Origin of the sequence: Corynebacterium pseudokroppenstedtii, from assembly GCF_019754945.1 — a bacterium.
In the GTDB taxonomy this organism is placed as follows: Bacteria; Actinomycetota; Actinomycetes; order Mycobacteriales; family Mycobacteriaceae; genus Corynebacterium; species Corynebacterium pseudokroppenstedtii.
This window is the reverse complement of the sequence record NZ_JAEUWU010000005.1, coordinates 102,824-120,573: the sequence shown is the minus strand read 5'-3', so window position 1 is coordinate 120,573 and position 17,750 is coordinate 102,824. Positions and strand designations below refer to the sequence as shown.

17 protein-coding genes are annotated in these 17,750 nt (G+C 58.9%); 11 read left to right on the top strand and 6 right to left on the bottom strand.

From position 1 onward, the window contains the following. Positions 1-71: 71 nt before the first annotated feature. On the bottom strand, positions 72-992 hold the full coding sequence (locus tag JMN36_RS09435) for a carbohydrate ABC transporter permease (protein WP_236881874.1): 921 nt from the start codon (positions 990-992) through the stop codon (positions 72-74). 128 nt (positions 993-1,120) lie between these two features. On the opposite strand from JMN36_RS09435, the gene JMN36_RS09430 reads away from it, so the two are divergent. The 4 genes from JMN36_RS09430 to JMN36_RS09415 all read left to right on the top strand — a co-directional run bounded on the left by JMN36_RS09430 (position 1,121) and on the right by JMN36_RS09415 (position 5,244). Then, positions 1,121-2,200: an HtaA protein gene (locus JMN36_RS09430; protein WP_204087446.1), complete on the top strand. Its 1,080-nt coding sequence runs from the start codon at positions 1,121-1,123 to the stop codon at positions 2,198-2,200. 79 nt (positions 2,201-2,279) lie between these two features. Then, positions 2,280-2,585 carry a rhodanese-like domain-containing protein gene (locus JMN36_RS09425; RefSeq protein ID WP_204087447.1) on the top strand — a complete coding sequence of 102 codons (306 nt, stop codon included), beginning with the start codon at positions 2,280-2,282 and terminating at the stop codon, positions 2,583-2,585. Positions 2,586-2,827: 242 nt separating this feature from the next. Continuing rightward, the gene (locus JMN36_RS09420; RefSeq protein ID WP_236881875.1) at positions 2,828-3,370 is read left to right on the top strand and encodes a MarR family winged helix-turn-helix transcriptional regulator; all 543 of its coding nucleotides are present in this window, start codon (positions 2,828-2,830) and stop codon (positions 3,368-3,370) included. Further along, positions 3,367-5,244 (top strand): AMP-binding protein, encoded by a 1,878-nt coding sequence (locus tag JMN36_RS09415; protein WP_204087448.1) that lies wholly within the window; start codon positions 3,367-3,369, stop codon positions 5,242-5,244. Before JMN36_RS09420 ends, JMN36_RS09415 begins: the two co-directional genes overlap by 4 nt. 24 nt (positions 5,245-5,268) lie before the next feature. Here the strand turns inward: JMN36_RS09415 and ppk2 are convergent, their stop codons facing one another. Then, a complete protein-coding gene (gene ppk2 / locus JMN36_RS09410; RefSeq protein ID WP_012732278.1) occupies positions 5,269-6,228 on the bottom strand; it encodes a polyphosphate kinase 2 in 960 nt (319 codons plus the stop codon). Between the two features lie 274 nt (positions 6,229-6,502). Then, positions 6,503-8,146: a chaperonin GroEL gene (gene groL / locus JMN36_RS09405; protein ID WP_204087449.1), complete on the bottom strand. Its 1,644-nt coding sequence runs from the start codon at positions 8,144-8,146 to the stop codon at positions 6,503-6,505. A gap of 258 nt (positions 8,147-8,404) precedes the next feature. On the opposite strand from groL, the gene JMN36_RS09400 reads away from it, so the two are divergent. The 3 genes from JMN36_RS09400 (at position 8,405) to JMN36_RS09390 (ending at position 11,104) form a co-directional block, all read left to right on the top strand. Continuing rightward, on the top strand, positions 8,405-9,847 hold the full coding sequence (locus JMN36_RS09400) for a dipeptidase (RefSeq protein ID WP_236881876.1): 1,443 nt from the start codon (positions 8,405-8,407) through the stop codon (positions 9,845-9,847). A 218-nt stretch (positions 9,848-10,065) separates the two neighbouring features. Further along, a complete protein-coding gene (locus JMN36_RS09395) occupies positions 10,066-10,218 on the top strand; it encodes a hypothetical protein (protein ID WP_221924319.1) in 153 nt (50 codons plus the stop codon). Positions 10,219-10,396: 178 nt separating this feature from the next. After that, complete coding sequence (locus tag JMN36_RS09390; protein WP_221924318.1) at positions 10,397-11,104, top strand: 2-isopropylmalate synthase; 708 nt, start codon at positions 10,397-10,399, stop codon at positions 11,102-11,104. Positions 11,105-11,153: 49 nt separating this feature from the next. Here the strand turns inward: JMN36_RS09390 and JMN36_RS09385 are convergent, their stop codons facing one another. From JMN36_RS09385 to JMN36_RS10930, 3 genes are all read right to left on the bottom strand, one after another. Beyond that, positions 11,154-12,374, bottom strand: a complete 1,221-nt coding sequence (locus JMN36_RS09385; RefSeq protein ID WP_221924317.1) for a glutamate--cysteine ligase — start codon at positions 12,372-12,374, stop codon at positions 11,154-11,156. A 98-nt stretch (positions 12,375-12,472) separates the two neighbouring features. After that, positions 12,473-13,741 (bottom strand): LytR C-terminal domain-containing protein, encoded by a 1,269-nt coding sequence (locus JMN36_RS11030; RefSeq protein ID WP_221924316.1) that lies wholly within the window; start codon positions 13,739-13,741, stop codon positions 12,473-12,475. A 157-nt stretch (positions 13,742-13,898) separates the two neighbouring features. Beyond that, entirely contained in the window at positions 13,899-14,321 is a 423-nt protein-coding gene (locus JMN36_RS10930; protein ID WP_236883100.1) for a DUF3263 domain-containing protein, read from the bottom strand. A gap of 114 nt (positions 14,322-14,435) precedes the next feature. Between JMN36_RS10930 and JMN36_RS09370 the strand changes: the two genes are divergently transcribed. The 4 genes from JMN36_RS09370 to JMN36_RS09355 all read left to right on the top strand — a co-directional run bounded on the left by JMN36_RS09370 (position 14,436) and on the right by JMN36_RS09355 (position 17,746). After that, positions 14,436-15,068: a peptide deformylase gene (locus JMN36_RS09370; protein ID WP_221924315.1), complete on the top strand. Its 633-nt coding sequence runs from the start codon at positions 14,436-14,438 to the stop codon at positions 15,066-15,068. Between the two features lie 31 nt (positions 15,069-15,099). Beyond that, the gene (locus tag JMN36_RS09365; RefSeq protein ID WP_221924314.1) at positions 15,100-16,257 is read left to right on the top strand and encodes an N-acetylglutamate synthase, CG3035 family; all 1,158 of its coding nucleotides are present in this window, start codon (positions 15,100-15,102) and stop codon (positions 16,255-16,257) included. Between the two features lie 10 nt (positions 16,258-16,267). Continuing rightward, a complete protein-coding gene (locus JMN36_RS09360; RefSeq protein WP_221924313.1) occupies positions 16,268-17,056 on the top strand; it encodes an exodeoxyribonuclease III in 789 nt (262 codons plus the stop codon). 78 nt (positions 17,057-17,134) lie between these two features. Then, positions 17,135-17,746 (top strand): MarR family winged helix-turn-helix transcriptional regulator, encoded by a 612-nt coding sequence (locus tag JMN36_RS09355; protein ID WP_236881879.1) that lies wholly within the window; start codon positions 17,135-17,137, stop codon positions 17,744-17,746. The last annotated feature ends 4 nt before the right edge of the window (positions 17,747-17,750 follow it).

Below are 17,750 nucleotides of genomic sequence, written 5' to 3'. Positions count from 1 at the left end.
GTCACCTCTTCCTGTCTTGTGATGGCTCTTGTTATGGCCAGATGTATGGCTTTCCTTTACAGTCACCGTCTTTATCTCCCGTTATCCATCTGCCGGTCCATATAGCGAACCTGAACAAGAGTGAGACACAACAGGATGAGGAAAAGGATGGTGGCGACGGTGGCTCCATACCCCGCCCGGAAATTCGTGAATGTTTCCTGGTAGACCTGGTACACCAACGTGGTCGTGCCGGTTGTTTGCGGGCCACCCCGGGTCATTACTGAAATAATGTCGAAGACTTGGACAGAGTTGAGCGTCACGGTGATCGATAAGAAAAAGGTGCTCGGCCGCAGCTGGGGAAGAATGACCTTCCACAATCTGGTCCACGGGCCGGCACCATCGATGGCCGCTGCTTCATCCAATTCTTTATTCACGCCCTGCAATGCGGCGAGATAAATGACGAATGTGTATCCGAGGTTCTTCCAAATAAAGGTGAAGGTCACCATAAAAAGAGCCCATGCCGGCTCCGAGTAGAAGTTAGGCACGGGGATATGAAAACGGCTGAGAATGTCCTGGATCAGCCCAAAGTGAGGGTCGAAAATGAACTGAAAGGCGACCCCGATGGCAGCTCCGGATAATGCGAAGGGAGCAAAAGCAATAGACCGAACAGCGTTACGACCAAACAACTTTTGATCCAATATCAAAGCAAGAATAAGGCCTAAGGCCATGGAGCCGATCACGGCAAAACCGGTAAACACAAGGGTGTTGAGAACAATGGTTCGGGTGTCATCCCGGGTGAGCCATTCCTTGTAGTTATCGAGCCCCACAAACGTCGCCGAGGGCGATGAGATATTCCACCGGAAGAATGATAAACGGATGTTGTCTATTAATGGCCGATATGTAAACACGGTCAGCAGCAGGAGATTAGGAAAAAGCAGTGCTGCAGCTAGCAGCGCTTCCTTCCGTTGAGCCCGCTTGGTGTCTGGTGCGTGAATTGATTGACTATCGAGCACCCACGCAGGCTAGCTCCCCTAACAAATCTTCGCGTGACCTTAGGGTAAACCGTCGAAAAAGTTTAGGTGAACAAACAGAAAACACCCACGCTCTTCCGTTTAGGGGAGGCTAGGTTTAGGATTTAAGTATGTTCTCTCGTTCACGCTCCCCACTAGTACTTATTGCCAGTTCTACCGCCCTCACCGCGGCTCTCGCAGTGGGTGTGCCAGCACTAACGGCACCGGCGCCCGCAACAGCGGCGACACCGAGCATCCCGGATAATCTCCCCATCTTCCCTCAGGTTCAGGAGAATCCATCCATCACTGTCACCTTTGAAGATGGAACCCCCGCCGAAGGTGCAACCGTGCATCGTGGCGATGTTCTCCTGGTCCACGGTTCCGGGTTCTCCCCACAGGCCAATAAGGGCGGCTTCCCGCTTCCGGTACCCCCGGGAACATCCAACGGCGTATTCGTTCTTTACAGTGGATTCCCCGATCAATGGAAGCCCAGTGAAAACGCCGATTCCTCCACCCGCAAGCACCCTCACGACCGGATGGCGTGGGTCATGCCCAAGGGGACACTGGACGCAGTTCCGCAGCAGCCGATTGACATGCACCGTTCAATCGCCCGCCAGGCTCAACCCATGAACGACGACGGCACCTTCACCGCTCGTCTCGTCGTCGATCCCCCTGAGCAGACACCCGGCACCAACTTCGGCGTGTACACCTACGCCGGTGGCGGATCCGTCAACCCAGCCGAGGAGCTCTACGTTCCGATCAACTACTCCCCCGAGCCTGGCCCGAACACCCCTCCAGCACCCACTGAGGACCTCGTCGTTAAGGCGAACGAGCTTTTCACGGCGACGAAGCTGGCACAGGGTGGAGTCAACCCCAAGGATGGGGCAGCCAAGCAGGACGATGCCCAGACGGTGTCGTTTAGCCGCGACCGTGCCGCCGAAGAAGCTGCAAACGATGGCATCCGTCGTTACAAGGGTTCCGTCACGGGGTCCGCACGGTTCAATGTTGTCGAGCTGACCGTCGCTAATCCGTGGATCATTACGCTGCCTAATGGAACCGAAATCCTGACTGCGGAGACATCGGACGGTAACGTGGGGCCAGACTCGTTAACTCGACGCCCCATCGGTATCTTGTCGCCCGCCAATGAGAATGGTGCGAAGACCTATGGCATCGGCCCATTGCAGTACGGCGAGTTGACCGAGCAGCAGTAAGACCGCGCCGGTAATTGCACCGGCAGGTACGCCGAGTACGCCGAGATCGAACGCCGAATACCCAACAAGGAGCAGATTTATGGAAAGTGTGACAGTCCACGACATTCCCGACGGCGCGCAATTCGTCGACGTCCGCGAGGCAGATGAATATGCCGACGGCCATGCCGAGGGTGCTATCAACATTCCGCTCAGCGAATTAATGGGTCGCTACCAAGAACTGGACTTCGATCAACCGGCGTACATTATCTGCCTCTCCGGGGGACGGTCCACCCGAGCCTGCCAGTTCCTGGAGCAAAACGGCCTCGACGTCATCAACGTGAAGGACGGCACCTTGGCCTGGCGCGAAGCTAAGCTCCCCATGGAAACGGGATCCGGTGACGACTAAGTTCAGCGGCTAGGCCCGCACCAGGTTCCGGTAGCTCTCCTAAACCTCGGTTGAGCACCACAAACTCAGTGGAGTTGTGCTCAGTGCCGGGGTTTTTCGTCGTCAATAATCGTCATTGAATAACTACGCAGGCGTAACCAATACACTTAGTCAATACACAATGGTCGAAGACGATAACGACATCATTTTTGTGGGAAATATCAATTGTTTTTAATACCCCACTTTCGGCTAAGATCAGCAATATGGCGAAGTCGAGCAAGAAAAAGAAATCTGGTCATAAGCCAGATAAATCAAACAAGGACGGGAATAAGGCTGCCCAAGGTGCAACCGATGGCACCGAAACCGCGCCAGCTACCCTCACCTCGGAAGTCGAAGACTCGCTTTTTTACCAGGTGTACCAGCTGAACAAAATGTTCAGAGAGGTCGCCGATAACACCCTTAATGAATTCGAGCTCTCTCAACGCGCGTACTGGCTTCTTGAATGCGTCCGACGCGACAAGGGCTATTCCCAAAGCGAGCTCGGAGAACTCCTCGGCGTTGACCGTTCTGATATGGTCCGCCTCATCGATTCATTAGAGGAAGACAACCTTCTACAGCGGGTACGCTCCACAGAAGACCGTCGAAAACAACTTATTACGATTACGCCAGACGGCATTACTGTTCGACACAAGATTCGTCACGCGCTAACCGACGCCGAAAATGATCTTCTCGACGAACTCAACGACAAACAAAGTAACCGCCTACGGAAATACACCAGCAAGCTAACCACGGGAGTGTCATTGTGAATTCGCGGAGAGTGTTGGGGAACCATTCGCTCGCTTCACAACCCCACACTCTCACACGGATTTTTACTGATCAGGCCGACGCCACCCCCGATGCCCTCGCCATCGACACCGGCCCCCAGATCATCACATACGCTCACCTCTCGCAGCGGTACCACGAGATTGCCGACGAACTTCGCGCTGTCGCCGGGCGTGGCGACCGCGTCGGCATCGCCATCGCTAACCCGATCGACTACTACGCCGCGCTCCTTGCGACCATGTCTATCGGTGCAGCGTATGTCCCTGTGTCGGCGACTTCCGCGCACGGCCGACACCAGGATTCAGACCATGCCACCACTGAACCATCTGCGGAACACGCTGGCCACGATTCGGTGAACTCGCGGAACTCGATTACTCGCCGGTCGGCTGCTGGAGAAAACCGCTCGGCCGCTGGGAGTGGAGGAAGACAGCAGTCCCAGGCACGCGGCCGAACGGTCCCTTACTCGGCTTTGACCTCACGCCCACGCGCTATTCCTCGGTCACCCGAACCAGCCTCCGGATATTCACTCGCTGAGGTCAGCGCCGGGCTCCGACTCACCGCCGCTGTAACAGACTCGGGCGTTCAATCCCTGCGGCCGGCAACACGCCAGGCCCACAAGCCATCACCCTCCGACGCCGCCGCTGTGTTCTTCGGCCGCCGATCATTGGTGCTTCCCCATCGTTGCGCCACCGCGGGGATCAGCGCAGAAACACACCTCTTTGTTCCCGCCGATCCGATCGGCGCAGGCGACCGCATCGGCGCGATTGCGTCACACACGGATCCACGCAGCGTCGAGGAAATGTGGCTGGCCTGGTCCACCGGTGCGTGCCTCGTGCCCTACACAAATGACGCCGTACAAGGACCCGCACCGACGACCATTGACCGCTGGATCGCGGATCGCAGCATCTCTGTCATTTCGACGACGCCGAGCGACGTGTTGTCCTGGCACACCGACCCCGCCGCGTTACGCCTCCTCATCCTGGGCGGGGAGCCTTGCCCGGCCGACATCACGCGCGTCATGGCCGGACGCGAAGTATGGAATACGTACCGCACTGAAGCGACCGGGGTCACGTCGGCAGCCAAAATAACCCCGGAAACTCCCCTATCGCTGATGGGGCAGCCGCTCGCTGGGTGGGAAGCGACCGTCATCGATGAAGTGGGACACCCCGTCGAGCCAGGCCGTGCCGGCGAACTTGTGATCAGCGGTGTTGGGCTCGCCCACTACTTCGACCTCATCCACGATGCGGAGACCTTCGCACCCGTCTCGCAATTCGGGTGGAATCGCGCGTACCGGACCGGCGACCTCGTCACCGTCGGCGAGGACGGTCTGCATTTCGTGCGACATATCGACGAGCAGGCGCGCATCAGCGGGCACCGCGTGGACCTCATCCATGTCGACGCTGTTCTCCACGACCTTCCGGGTGCCGACGACACCACGGCGGCGCTCACGACATCGACGCACGGGCCGAAACTGCTGGGGTACGTCCAGAGCAAGAGCCTGACGGAAAAATCGGCGCAAACGTATCTTGCCCGGCGCGTCCCGCGGGCGCTGATGCCATCTATTCACGTAGTGAATGCGCTGCCCCACCAGCCCGAGACCTCTCATCAGCCGGCGTCCCCAGGGAAGCAAACGTCACCTGAGAGCTTGACCCGCGACGGGGACGCACACGCGCCCTCTGCGCATGAATCTCAGGACTCCAGCCAGAGAGCCGAGGACACGTCAACGCCTCCGCAGAAAAGCTCCACTACTGAAATTGTGCCGGCTGCACAGGGTTCGTCGTCGCAACGAAAAATGAGCTTCCGCGGTGGATGGCGGAAGCTCATGGCAACGATCGGTCGCTGGTTCAGAGGGAACTAATCACCAGAAACTCATCACCGGGGACTAGTCACCGATTTGGTCGCGGCCGCGCTTGACAATCTTCGGATCGGGCTGGCCGACGATGTCGTAGTCCTTATCCGTGTACTCGAACTTCGAGAGCACATAGCGCATCGCGTTAATGCGGGCGCGCTTCTTGTCATTGGATTTAATCGTGATCCACGGCGATTCGTTCGTGTCCGTGTAGCGGAACTGCTCTTCCTTGGCCCGCGTGTAATCGTCCCACTTGTCCAGGGACGCCAAGTCCATTGGCGAGAGCTTCCACTGCCGCACGGGGTCAACCTGGCGGATAGCGAACCGGGTGCGCTGCTCTTTCTGCGTCACCGAGAACCACAGCTTGGTCAAGCTAATTCCGGACCCCATAATCATGTTTTCCAGCATGGGGACCTCGCGCAAGAACTCCGCATGCTGCGACTCTGTACAGAATCCCATCACGCGCTCGACGCCGGACCTGTTGTACCAGGAGCGGTCGAAGAACACGATTTCACCAGCCGCGGGATAGTGCTCAATGTAGCGCTGGAAATACCAGGACGTGGATTCACGCGGCGATGGTTTTTCCAAAGCGACGGTCCGCGCACCACGGGGATTCAAGTGCTCGTTGAAGCGCTTAATCGTGCCACCCTTACCTGCAGCGTCACGCCCTTCGAAAAGAATGATGTGCTTTTGGCCCGTATCCTTCGTCCAGTTCTGCCATTTCAGCAGCTCGATCTGAAGGGCGCGCTTAATATGCTCGTATTCCTTACGAGTCATGCGCTCGTCGTAGGGGTAGTTTTCACGCCATGTATCTACACGATGCCCATCGGGGGTAATGAGTACTGGATCATCTTCATCGGAGTCATCGACGATATAGCCTTCGGTATCAGCAAGGTCGACGACGTGGAACTCCTCATCGTTCGAGGTTTTTCCCTCCTTAGCACCGTCCTCGGCGCTAGTGGTGTCCTTTTTCCGATCGTCTTCATCAGCCATATTCAAAGTCTATGACGAACGGGCGTTGAGCCGGGCATCAACTAGGCAGGTCGGGGGGTTAATGTGGGGGTTATCTCCCCCACACCACCGCGATCCGGCACGAATCGTCAGGGGAAACGACCGGAATCCCGACGGTGAATGGGGCCAACCGACATAACAAAAACAGACCGTTCCAGGTTCGGAACAGCCTGTCAGTGTTTATCAGGCCTTACGGTCATTGGCCGCACGGTTAGAAAACCCGCGGTCCAACAACTCAGCCTCTATGTGGTTCTAATTAGAAGCCACCCATGCCGGCCATCTCATCGGCACCCGGTGCAGCCGGAGCAGCAGGCTCAGGCTTGTCCGCAACGACAGCCTCCGTCGTCAAGAACAGGGATGCGATGGAAGATGCGTTCTGCAGTGCGGAACGCGTGACCTTCACCGGATCGTTAATGCCAGCGTCCATCAGGTTGACGTACTCGCCGGTGGCTGCGTTCAAGCCGAAGCCTTCGTCGAGGTTAGCAACCTTGTCTGCAACAACGCCGGGCTCGAAGCCAGCGTTGACAGCGATCTGCTTCAACGGGGCTTCCAGGGCGGCACGGAGAATGCGAACACCGATGGCTTCGTCGCCAGCGAATCCGAGGTCATCATCCAAGACGGAGGATGCCTGCAACAGTGCGGATCCACCGCCAGCAACAATGCCTTCCTCGGCGGCGGCCTTAGCATTACGCACAGCGTCCTCGATGCGGTGCTTGCGCTCCTTGAGCTCAACCTCGGTTGCGGCACCAACCTTCAGGACAGCGACGCCACCAGCCAGCTTGGCCAGGCGCTCCTGGAGTTTCTCGCGGTCGTAGTCCGAGTCGGAGTTCTCGATCTCTGCACGGATCTGCTTGACGCGGCCTTCGATCTGGTCAGAGGAGCCCGCGCCCTCAACGATGGTGGTCTCGTCCTTCGTGACTACAACCTTGCGGGCACGACCCAGCATCGGGAGGTCAGCGTTCTCCAAGGTGAGGCCAACCTCTTCGGAGATAACCTGGCCACCGGTCAGGATGGCGATGTCCTGCAGCTGAGCCTTGCGGCGGTCACCGAAGCCCGGGGCCTTAACAGCAACAGACTTGAAAGTTCCACGAATCTTGTTCACAACAAGGGTGGACAGAGCCTCGCCCTCAACGTCTTCAGCGACGATCAGCAACGGCTTGCCGGACTGCATAACCTTTTCAAGCAGCGGGAGGAGGTCTTTCACGTTCCCGATCTTGGAGGACACGAGCAGGATGTAGGGATCCTCAAGAACGGCTTCCTGGCGCTCCATGTCGGTAGCGAAGTAGCCGGAGATGTAGCCCTTGTCGAAGCGCATACCTTCGGTGACTTCGAGGTCAACGCCAAAGGTGTTGGACTCTTCAACGGTGATAACGCCGTCTTTATTGAGCTTGCCGTCGCCCACCTTGTACATGGCCTTGGCGATCAGCTCACCAATGGTCTCGTCGGCGGCAGAAATGCCAGCAGTTGCGGCGATTTCTTCCTCAGTTTCGATGTCCTTAGCGGAATCCAGCAGCTGCTTGGTCACAGCCTTGGTAGCAGCCTGGATACCACGCTTAATACCCATCGGGTTGGAGCCAGCGGCAACGTTGCGCAGACCCTCACGGACTAGCGACTGAGCCAGAACGGTCGCTGTCGTGGTTCCGTCACCAGCGACGTCGTCGGTCTTCTTGGCAACCTCTTTAACGAGCTCCGCACCGATCTTTTCGTACGGATCCTCAAGTTCGATTTCGCGGGCGATAGTCACACCGTCGTTGGTGATCGTGGGAGCGCCCCACTTCTTTTCTAGGACGACGTTGCGGCCCTTTGGCCCTAACGTCACCTTGACTGCATCAGCAAGGGTGTTGAGTCCCTTTTCCAATCCGCGGCGAGCTTCCTCGTCGAAAGCAATGATCTTGGCCATGAGGCTTTCCGATCCTCCGTTTATGTTGACGACACACGATCCGGCAGCGGCGCCCGCGACGGCACGAGAAATATGTGTCTTCTATTTCTCTCACCACGGCCGGTGAACATTTGTTGTAACTCTCTGGCACTCACAGTCCCGGAGTGCTAACTCTTGTTTAGCAGTCTCGGGCTTAGAGTGCAAGGTTTCTGGTTGAGATGGTTGAGATGGTTGCAGTCCGACGCTGCCCCTCCCCTCGAGGGCGCTACCCTAGGGAGCATGACTCACGACGCTGCAGACAGCAAAGACACACACTCGACGGCTACGGCGAGCATCTATTCCCCCGAGGAAGCCACCCGCTATGTCACCTCACGAATGGACGACGTTCGCTCGTGGTTAACCGAGCTCGTGGGCTGCGCTTCCGTTCACGACTTCGCCGGCCTCGAGGAGGAGACAACTCGCGCCGCTAACTGGGTGGTCGACGCGTTTACGGCCGCCGGCATCCCCGTCGAAAAGCACAAAACTGCCGACGGTTCCACTGCCGTGATTGGCTTGCGCCAACCCAGCGACGGCATGCCGACCGTCATGCTGTACTCGCATTATGACGTCCAGCCGGCCACGGATACCGACGCGTGGGATTCCGACCCGTGGACGCTCACGGAACGCAATGGGCGGTGGTACGGGCGTGGCACCGCGGATTGCAAGGGCAATGTTGTGATGCACCTCGCCGCCCTCCATGGGCTCAAGGAGTGGGAGGAACTGCACCCAGAGGCCCCGAAGCTCGGCATCCGCGTTGTTGTCGAAGGCTCCGAGGAGCGTGGCGGTGCCGGATTAGACGCACTATTAGAGGAGCGCCCCGAGCTTTTTTCTGCCGACGACATCCTGATCGCGGATTCCGGTTCCGATCGTGTTGGCGAACCCGCGCTGTGCACGTCGTTACGCGGTAGCGCAGGAGTAAAAGTCACCTTGCAGACGCTGGAAGGGCCTGTTCACTCGGGGCAATTCGGCGGTGCTGCACCCGATGCTCTTCTAGCGATGATCCACCTTCTCGGCACGCTGCATGATGAGAATGGGCTTCTCACTGTCGACGGTTTGGATACCTCGGGTCATTGGGATGGTAACCAAGCCGACCCGGAGAACTTCCGCAAGGACGCGTCGGTGCTGGAGGGAGTTGAGCTGTATGGAGCCGCGGGCACCACACGTGGCGAGAGCCCCAGCGTGACTGACCTCACTGTCGCTCAGCCCGCCATTACGGTCACGGCTCTGGACGCTGTTCCCACCAAGGACGTCATCAATGCCGTGCCGGCAAGCTGTGCGGCCGTGTTGAACCTGCGTGTGCCCTCGACCATGGATCCCGTCGAGGCGCAAGACACACTCGTCAAGCACCTGGAAAACCACGTCCCGTGGGGCACTCACATCACCATCGAGCGCGAGTCGATCGGCGAGCCTTTCCGCGCCGACACATCTGGGCCGCTTCACGCCACTCTTGGCCAGGCTATGACCGACGCGTTCCAGACGGACGTCGTGTACAACGCCTCTGGCGGATCGATTCCGCTTTGCGCGGGCCTGCTCAAGGCGAATCCCAACGCTGAGCTCGCACTCTTCGGCGTCGAGGAACCAGAAGCACGCATTCACAGCGCTAATGAGTCTGTTGATCCGTCCGAAATCAAGCATTTCGCCATCGCTGAATTGCTCTTCCTCGCGCGGTTCGGCAGGGACTAGTCGTGTCGGGAGAGGATTAAGCACACCCCGCCCACTACCCCCGCCATAACCCCCTCAAGCAGATATTCCACATTGCGAGAATCTGCATGTTCAGGGGGGTATTTTTATGCTCTATTTCTTCAGCCACAGCTCAGGCGCCGCGTCGTTTTACCCCCGATATACAACCATGTATCCAGACCATGTTGCGTGGGTCACATGACGTCGATACAGTTGCCACCATGCTTAAGGCGAACCTTAAGGGACTTCGCAACCTCAAGCACTCGGCTCCGGCCACCTCGAACACCCTCGAGGTCACCGCAGCGTCGGTCCTCATCGCGGCCCCCGCGCTACGAGTACTTAAGGCTAGCGACCTCGGCGGCGAGCAGGACTGACCTCGTCCGCCCAGGATTGAGCCCAGAACCCCAGGCCCCGTCAGTCCGCCCGCCCGTGATGGCCCCCGCGCTATCACCCCGGATACAACTGGCGATGGCACCGCCCGATCACGACGGATTCGCTCGATCCTCATGACCCAACCACACGGCCCTTGATCACACTGAGCGGCCCACCACGATGACTGGCCAACAGTTTTCCAGCATCATCACAGCACCATCGCGGTCCCGTCGACACAGAACAGTGTCGACACAGGACAAAGCTGTAACCAGGGTGAAGCGCCAAAGAAATAAGGATTCCGCCCACGTGTTTATCTATACCCCCAGCCGACGCCGCACACACTCATTCACCCGGGACACCACCAGAGCTTTCTCCACACCCAACCAGGGCACGAACTTCGAGGCGCAGCCCACTCGCCGCACTTTTGCCGACGACCCCTTCCGCGCCCGATTCGGCCACCGACTGCCCCGCGGATTGCGGGAACAAGCCCACGGCATGGCCTGGCGGACGTTCACGGAAACGTTTTGCGCTCCCGGTGGTGCGCTGAGCTTACAATCGCTGAACCACGAGCAGCTGCGCGCCGGACGCCGCCGCTACACCATCACTCTGGCTGACAGTACGCAGCCGTCCTCCCAGCGCGCCTCCACCCACACCATCACATCGATGGGGGCTATCAGCGCCATGACCCACATCCTGGCTGACGGTGGGCGTCGCGTCGAGATCCTGGAATTCCACCAGTTCACGATCTTCGAAGCAACCGTCACCATGATCTATGCGGCCCATGATCGTCGGAAAGTCTGGACCGTCGGTTTCGGTTCTAATCCCGACACTTCTGCCGCTAATTCCCTGGTCAATGCGGCTAATCGCCTGTACCCGACCGTTCAATAAGCCGGCCGCTCAGTGAGCCGCCCATCGGCCGGGAATCGTCAGCTAGGGGTTACCGCTCGTCGGGGAAGTTCTCTTTCAACTCTTTAATCGACGCACGCACAGCAGCCTTCCACGCGTCCGGCGTCGCAAATCCATCTAGTGCCCCGGCTTCGCCAGCTAGACGAACGCCGGGTTCGCGGGCGGCACCTGCTGCGCGGGCTATCCGCCGCTGACGCTCATAGGACGCCCCTTCTTTCACAATCGTCAGGACATCCTCCAACTCGCGTCGGCACGATAAATCGTCGGCAACCGGCCGGAGCCGCTCAACCCACTCGCGAATGTCGTCGCGCACATCCTTCTCATTGGTGTCTCGATCCACAATGACGATCGCATCCAGGCCATACCGCGCCGCACGCCACTTATTTTCGACGATGTGCCACTGCTGCAGACTCGGCAAGTCCTCCCCGCGGTCGTAGGCGCGATCGAAATACACCACCGCGCAATGAACAAAAGCAACAATCGCGCTGAGATCACGGATGTTCGTTGTCGCGTCAGCAAAGCGGACCTCAATCGTTCCCCATTTGCCTGCCGGGCGGATATCCAAATGCATGGCGTCGGGCTTGTCAATCACCCCGCTGCGCAACTGGTCGCGGGTGAATTCCTCCCATTCGCGCCAGGTTGTCATGGGGTACGGGAGTCCCGCCGTCGGCAATTGTTGGTACAGGAGCGTCCTATTGCTGGCGTACCCGGTGTCCATCCCTTCCCACGCGGGCGAGGAGGCGGACATGGCCAAAATGTGCGGATATAAGGTCAGCATTGCGTTGATGATCGGCCATACCCGATCCTTCGAGCGGATCCCCACGTGCACATGGATTCCCCAGATCAGCATCTGGCGGCCCCACCACTGAGTGCGCTCGATGATTTGCTGATAGTTCGTCTTATCCGAGAGTTCCTGGTCACCCCAGTGGGCGAAGGGGTGGGTGCCGACGGAGAGCAATTCGACACCAATATCATCCGCGGCGCGAAGGGCGAGGTCGAGCGATTCTCGCAGGTCGTCTTCAACATCGGCCACCGTGTTGCACACGGCCGTGACGAATTCAATCGTGTTCGAGAGGAATTCGCGAACAACGCGGTGATGCGGATCCATCGTGGACATCACGTTCAGCAATTCCCCTGCACGCGGCGTGAGGTCCAGGGTCGTGGGGTCCACCAAGGCCAGTTCCCACTCCACGCCCAATGTCGGCGCGGGGGACGCGTTGAATGCGACAGTGGGAGGTGTTTCCGATGTCACTATGGTCTACCTTCCGGGCGTAAGACGACGACGCCGGGCCTTTCGGCCAAGCGTCGTAATGTTCATAAGTCGTGCGGTAGAACCAATCGGTCAGCCCGCTACTGATTCATATCAGCCGTCGTCACAACAACCACGGAGCCCGGGTGCTGGCCGGACACCATTTCCGCGTTGGCCAGTTGTTCGTTGGTTTGGTCAGTTTTCGGCTGGGCTTTGAGTCCCAACGCCGTGGCTACCTCAGTTGCAGCAGCTTTGCTATCTGCGTTGTCGTCATAGAGAACGACCGAACCGGGGAAAGCCGCAGCTCCGTCGGCAGGCAAGTTACCGAAAGAGGTGTTCGTCCAACTATCGGCGTTGAGGTTTTTGGAAACCTTCTCTGCCAAACCTTGAACTCTCGAGTTGTTCAGAACGGTGACCTGAACTTTACTCTTATCCACCTTTTTATCGGTACTAGTGCCGTTGCTTCCCGTGTTTCCGTCCTGTGCAGCCGCGCCATTATCAGTGGTGTTCTGTGTTCCTTGGTTGCCGGCCGTGTTCTGCCCCTGGTCGGCGGTGCTGCCCGGATTATTGGCATTATCGCCCGGCTGTTGCTGATCTGTGGCAGCTCCAGCCCCTGGCGCACCGGTATTCCCCGGGTTCACGGGTGCCGACGACGACGTCGAACTTGCCGATGAGTTGTCATCGTCTTTGTCGCCGCTCACCAGGTGGTAGATGCCGAACGCGATCAGTGCGACGGCCACGATTAACAGGATCACGCCGATAGTGCGCAGCGGAACTTTGGACTTCTGAGTCTTTTGTGGCTGGCCCTCTGCCGACGCTGCACGTGCAGGCTCTGATGCGCCAAGTTCCGACGCTAGGGGCGCGGCTGCCTCGTCATAGTTAGTGCTTTCGTCGTATTCGTCGTATTCCGCGCGGTCGTCATAGTCGAATGGCTCGGCGGGCTCATTGGGTTCGACGGGTTCCGACGCGGCCGCACGCGACGCTGATGCCGAGTCCCTGACGGAACCGTCGTGCGGGGTGGCGTGGCCATCGTGGGCGCCTGCCACAGATGCGGCCTCTGGGCTAGAGCTTTCATGATGATGTGGGGTCTCGTCGTACGAACCGTAGCCGGCGAAACCGGTGTACCCACCCTGAGCAGCACTTTCACCTGCGGAATAATCGCCCGACTCTGTGGAGGAATATCCGGATTTCCCCTGGTCAGCGAAGGATCGTTCGTTAAACGCCTCATCCTCATAGGCGCCATCGCGTGCACCGTCGGTGTGCACATCCTCGTCGAATAAATCATCGTTATCGCGATGATTATCGGCGCGACTATGAGAGCGGTCGCGATGGTTACGCGGCGATTGTCCAGGTTCGTTTTCGAAATTCACAAAACAATAATAACTTATTTCTCATTAGTCACTTTTATTTCATTCCCCGTGTCGGCAATATAGACGCACATTCGCTGCATCGCATTGGTTATTACCGGCGGCCGATGGGGGCGATCAGAACGATCTGCCGCTACGGACGGTCCGCCGTTACAGGCGATCAGTACGGGCGATCGGAATTGGCAATCCGCAGCAACCGGGACACCGTGGTCGGGAATTCCTCAAGAGCTTCCCTGCGCTGAATTAACCGGAAAAGACGCTGATAGTAGCGGATCGGACTCAGATTGAACCGACGACGAATCAACTCGTCTTTCGCGGAATCTCTCCTCCACACACGCCGCTCGAACTCCAACATGCGTCGCTCGTCGTCAGTGAGTCCACGTCGTGTCTTGTCCTCATTGCGGGAATCATTGTGGGAGTCATTGCGGGAATCGCTAGTGGTGTCGTCCGAATCATGCGCGGTGCCCGAATCATGCGCGGTGCCGGAAGCGCCCTCCTCGTCATGCGCAGATCCCGCGTCATTCGTCGTCACCCTATTATTCACCCCGCAATCATTCTTCTCATCCGCTACTTCCGTCGGCACCCGGAAACAATACCCGCAGATCACCCGCACTGAGCACGGCAGATAGGGTGCACACCGTCCCTATCTGACCGTCCGTATCTGACCATGTCAGGAACTGCCACTACTCTATACCCCATGACTGTGCGCGCAATTGTTATCGCTGGTGATCCTGTCCTCCATAACCCCACCGAGCCTGTTACCGAGTCGCCCGAGGAAATCGCGGAGCTCGTTGCCGATATGTACGAAACCCTCGAGCTCTCTCACGGGGTCGGCCTCGCCGCCAACCAAATCGGAGTTGCCAAGCGGCTCTTCGTTTACGACTGCCCCGATATCGAAGGTCCCGACGGCGACTCCAAGTCGGAGGAAGAACTGAAAGCTCAAGGCGGACCACGGCGGAAGGGATGCGTGGTCAATCCGGTTCTGGAAACCTCCGAGATCCCCGAAACAATGCCGGCCACCGACGGATCCGACGCCGAGGGCTGCCTCTCCGTACCCGGCTTAGACTTCCCCACTGGACGCGCACACTGGGCCCGCGTCACCGGAACCGACGAACACGGGGAACCAGTGAGCGTCGAAGGCTACGGATTTTTCGCGCGGTGCCTGCAGCACGAGGTCGGCCACCTGGACGGCTACCTCTACACCGACATGCTCATCGGCCGCTGGGCCCGCATGGCGAAGAAGAAGATTAAACGCAACGGGTGGACCGTGCCCGGAAATACCTGGACACCGGGGGTCGATCCCGATCCCTTCGGCGAAGACGACGAGTAAAGCGATTAAGACGAGTAAAGAGTGACCGCCCATGGCTGACTCCACACCGGCACGCCTCCCGATCTCCCGCTGGTCTGACCCTGCCTCACTCGTCGTCGGAGCGCGCGTTGTCATCCGACGACGGCTGACGGACGCCAGCCCCCACGGGAACCATTTCACCGACGTCATCGGAACGCTCGTGTCACTGGACCCGCTGGTGGTTCGTCGGCAAAATACCGGGATCCCCGGCGAAGAGATCACCATCGACCCACAACTTATCGACGTCATTAAACCCCTGCCCGCGAAACCCGTCCGCAACAGCGATATCCGGGCGGTGGAATACGCCTACGCGCTCGCGTTCCCCGGCGTAATCCACCACGAGTGGGTCAACGGGTGGCTGGTTCGCGTCGGCGACGGAGTAACCGAGAGATCAAACAGCGCTGTCCCCCTGGAACCTCACACTGCCTTTGACGACGTGCCCGTGGACGCGATCCACGACATATATAGGAAGTATGGGTTGCCGACGCTGATTGCCGCGCCGGATCGCATCGCGCGGCCCGCTTTCCGCATGCCCGGCGCGTGGACCCGTGGGCCCGAAATCATCACGATGACTAAGGACCTGGAGACCGAGCCGGCGTCGGAGGGTGCGGCGACGGGGGCCGCCGTCACGGGAGGAGACTCCGCGAAAGACGACTCAGCGATCAGGAATATCGCCGCGCACACCGTGTCCGAGGAGCTCCTCTCGCGAAACATCACCTGGGAGGTTGCCCAACAACCGAATGACGACTGGCTGTCGCTCTACCACTTCCGCGGCCAACCCTTACCAGAATCAGCCCTGCGGCAACTATCGCACGAAATCGACGGACTCCTCGGCTTCGGGCGCATCGTTATCGATGGAGAGACCGTGGCTATCACCAGGGGAACCATCACCCACTCGCCCGACGGCCGTGCCTGGTTGGGATACTCCGCCGTGGAGGTAGCCGAACGTTATCGTCGGCAAGGATTGGGCACACTCATGGGTGCCATCATGATGGATTGGGGCCGACGGCACGGCGCGAACACCGCATACCTGCACGTCATCGAATCGAATACACCTGGACGCAACCTGTACCACAAGCTGGGTTTCGGCGAACACCACCGCCACCGCTACCTGTCAGATGCGTCCACCGCGCGCACCACCACCCACCCGGATACGTCACACACGAAGTAGGCTCACCCATATGCGATTGGCCACCTGGAATGTCAACTCCGTCCGCACCCGACTCCCACGAATCATCGATGTGCTCAACCGACACGACATCGACGTCCTCGCCATGCAAGAAACAAAATGCAGCGAGGACCAGTTTCCCCGCGATGCCTTCACCGACGCCGGGTATGAGGTAGCCGTCAGCGGAACAAACCAGTGGAATGGGGTCGCCATCGCCTCCCGCGTTGGCCTCACAGACGCCCACACACTCCCCCATCAACCCGGATTCTCTAAAGACCTCACCGCGGAACAACCTGTCGAGCCCCGGTCGATCGCCGCGACCTGCGGTGGGATCACGGTCATGAGCCTCTACGTCCCCAATGGCCGTGAGATCAGCAATATTCACTTCACCTACAAGCTCCGGTTTCTCGACGCGGTCCGCAACTACGCCGCCACAGCCGTCGATAATGATCCCGAATTACGCCTGGCCCTCGTCGGCGATTGGAATATCGCGCCCCGCGACACCGACGTATGGGATCCCCAATTCTTCATTGGGCACACGCACGTCACACCACGTGAGCGCAACGCTCTCACCGCACTCGAGGATGAAGGATTTACCGACGCCACCCACGACTCGGGCTACACGTACTGGGACTACACAGCGGGGCGGTTCGGACGTAACCAAGGCATGCGCATCGACATGCAGTGGGCATCCCCTGCGCTCGCGGATAACGCCGGGGCGGTCAGCGTCGATAAGGATGAGCGCGCCGCGAAAGGCAGCAGCGACCATGCGCCGCTCATCGTCGATTATGACGGGGTTTAACCAGATGTGACGACTATAACCCTCAAATCGAGACGGCTAATGGTTAACTATTTCCATTAATTTTCTAAAATAAAACTTGTGACTTCCGACAGCATGACTGCAGCCGCCCCGAGCGCGCCCCGATCCCATGCCGTCCACCACGACGGCCTCGATACTGAAACACGCCCCGACCAAGACGTGAACGTCGCCGGCGGGTACCTTCCACCCCTCACCACGGAAGAAACGCATGTGCTTTCTGCCGCGATGTACAACTTCCTCTCAGCCACGCGGCGGCTCGTGGAACAGCCCCTCCACTCCATGGAGGTCAACCAATCGGAAATCGAAGTCCTCTACTTTGTGCACAACCACCCCGGTGTCGGCGTATCCGACATCGCGCGCATGAGGTTCCTACGAGTATCTAATGTCTCAACGACGGTCCGCGCGCTCATCGCCAACGGGTTGCTTAATCGGGCATCTAATCCCGACGATAAACGTGCACAAATGCTCCAAGTGACCGACGCGGGAACCCGGGTCCTCGACGACATTGCCGAGCGATGGGCTGCGTTAATCAACAAAATTACCGACGAAATGAACCCCGACAGCGTCCGCATCCTTCACGAAGCATCGGAGCGGCTGAACGAAACAGCGTTCGCCACCGAGCATGTGATCGACGCGATGCAGAGCCAGTCGGGGTCTATAACGAAACCGTAGCCGC

Coding starts and splice junctions, on each gene's coding strand:
- groL (WP_204087449.1), bottom strand. CDS start 8,146: ATGGCCAAGATCATTGCTTTCGACGAGGAAGCTCGCCGCGGATTGGAA.
- JMN36_RS09370 (WP_221924315.1), top strand. CDS start 14,436: ATGACTGTGCGCGCAATTGTTATCGCTGGTGATCCTGTCCTCCATAAC.
- JMN36_RS09390 (WP_221924318.1), top strand. CDS start 10,397: ATGACTGGCCAACAGTTTTCCAGCATCATCACAGCACCATCGCGGTCC.
- JMN36_RS09420 (WP_236881875.1), top strand. CDS start 2,828: ATGGCGAAGTCGAGCAAGAAAAAGAAATCTGGTCATAAGCCAGATAAA.
- ppk2 (WP_012732278.1), bottom strand. CDS start 6,228: ATGGCTGATGAAGACGATCGGAAAAAGGACACCACTAGCGCCGAGGAC.
- JMN36_RS09430 (WP_204087446.1), top strand. CDS start 1,121: ATGTTCTCTCGTTCACGCTCCCCACTAGTACTTATTGCCAGTTCTACC.
- JMN36_RS09395 (WP_221924319.1), top strand. CDS start 10,066: ATGCTTAAGGCGAACCTTAAGGGACTTCGCAACCTCAAGCACTCGGCT.
- JMN36_RS09365 (WP_221924314.1), top strand. CDS start 15,100: ATGGCTGACTCCACACCGGCACGCCTCCCGATCTCCCGCTGGTCTGAC.
- JMN36_RS09360 (WP_221924313.1), top strand. CDS start 16,268: ATGCGATTGGCCACCTGGAATGTCAACTCCGTCCGCACCCGACTCCCA.
- JMN36_RS09400 (WP_236881876.1), top strand. CDS start 8,405: ATGACTCACGACGCTGCAGACAGCAAAGACACACACTCGACGGCTACG.
- JMN36_RS09425 (WP_204087447.1), top strand. CDS start 2,280: ATGGAAAGTGTGACAGTCCACGACATTCCCGACGGCGCGCAATTCGTC.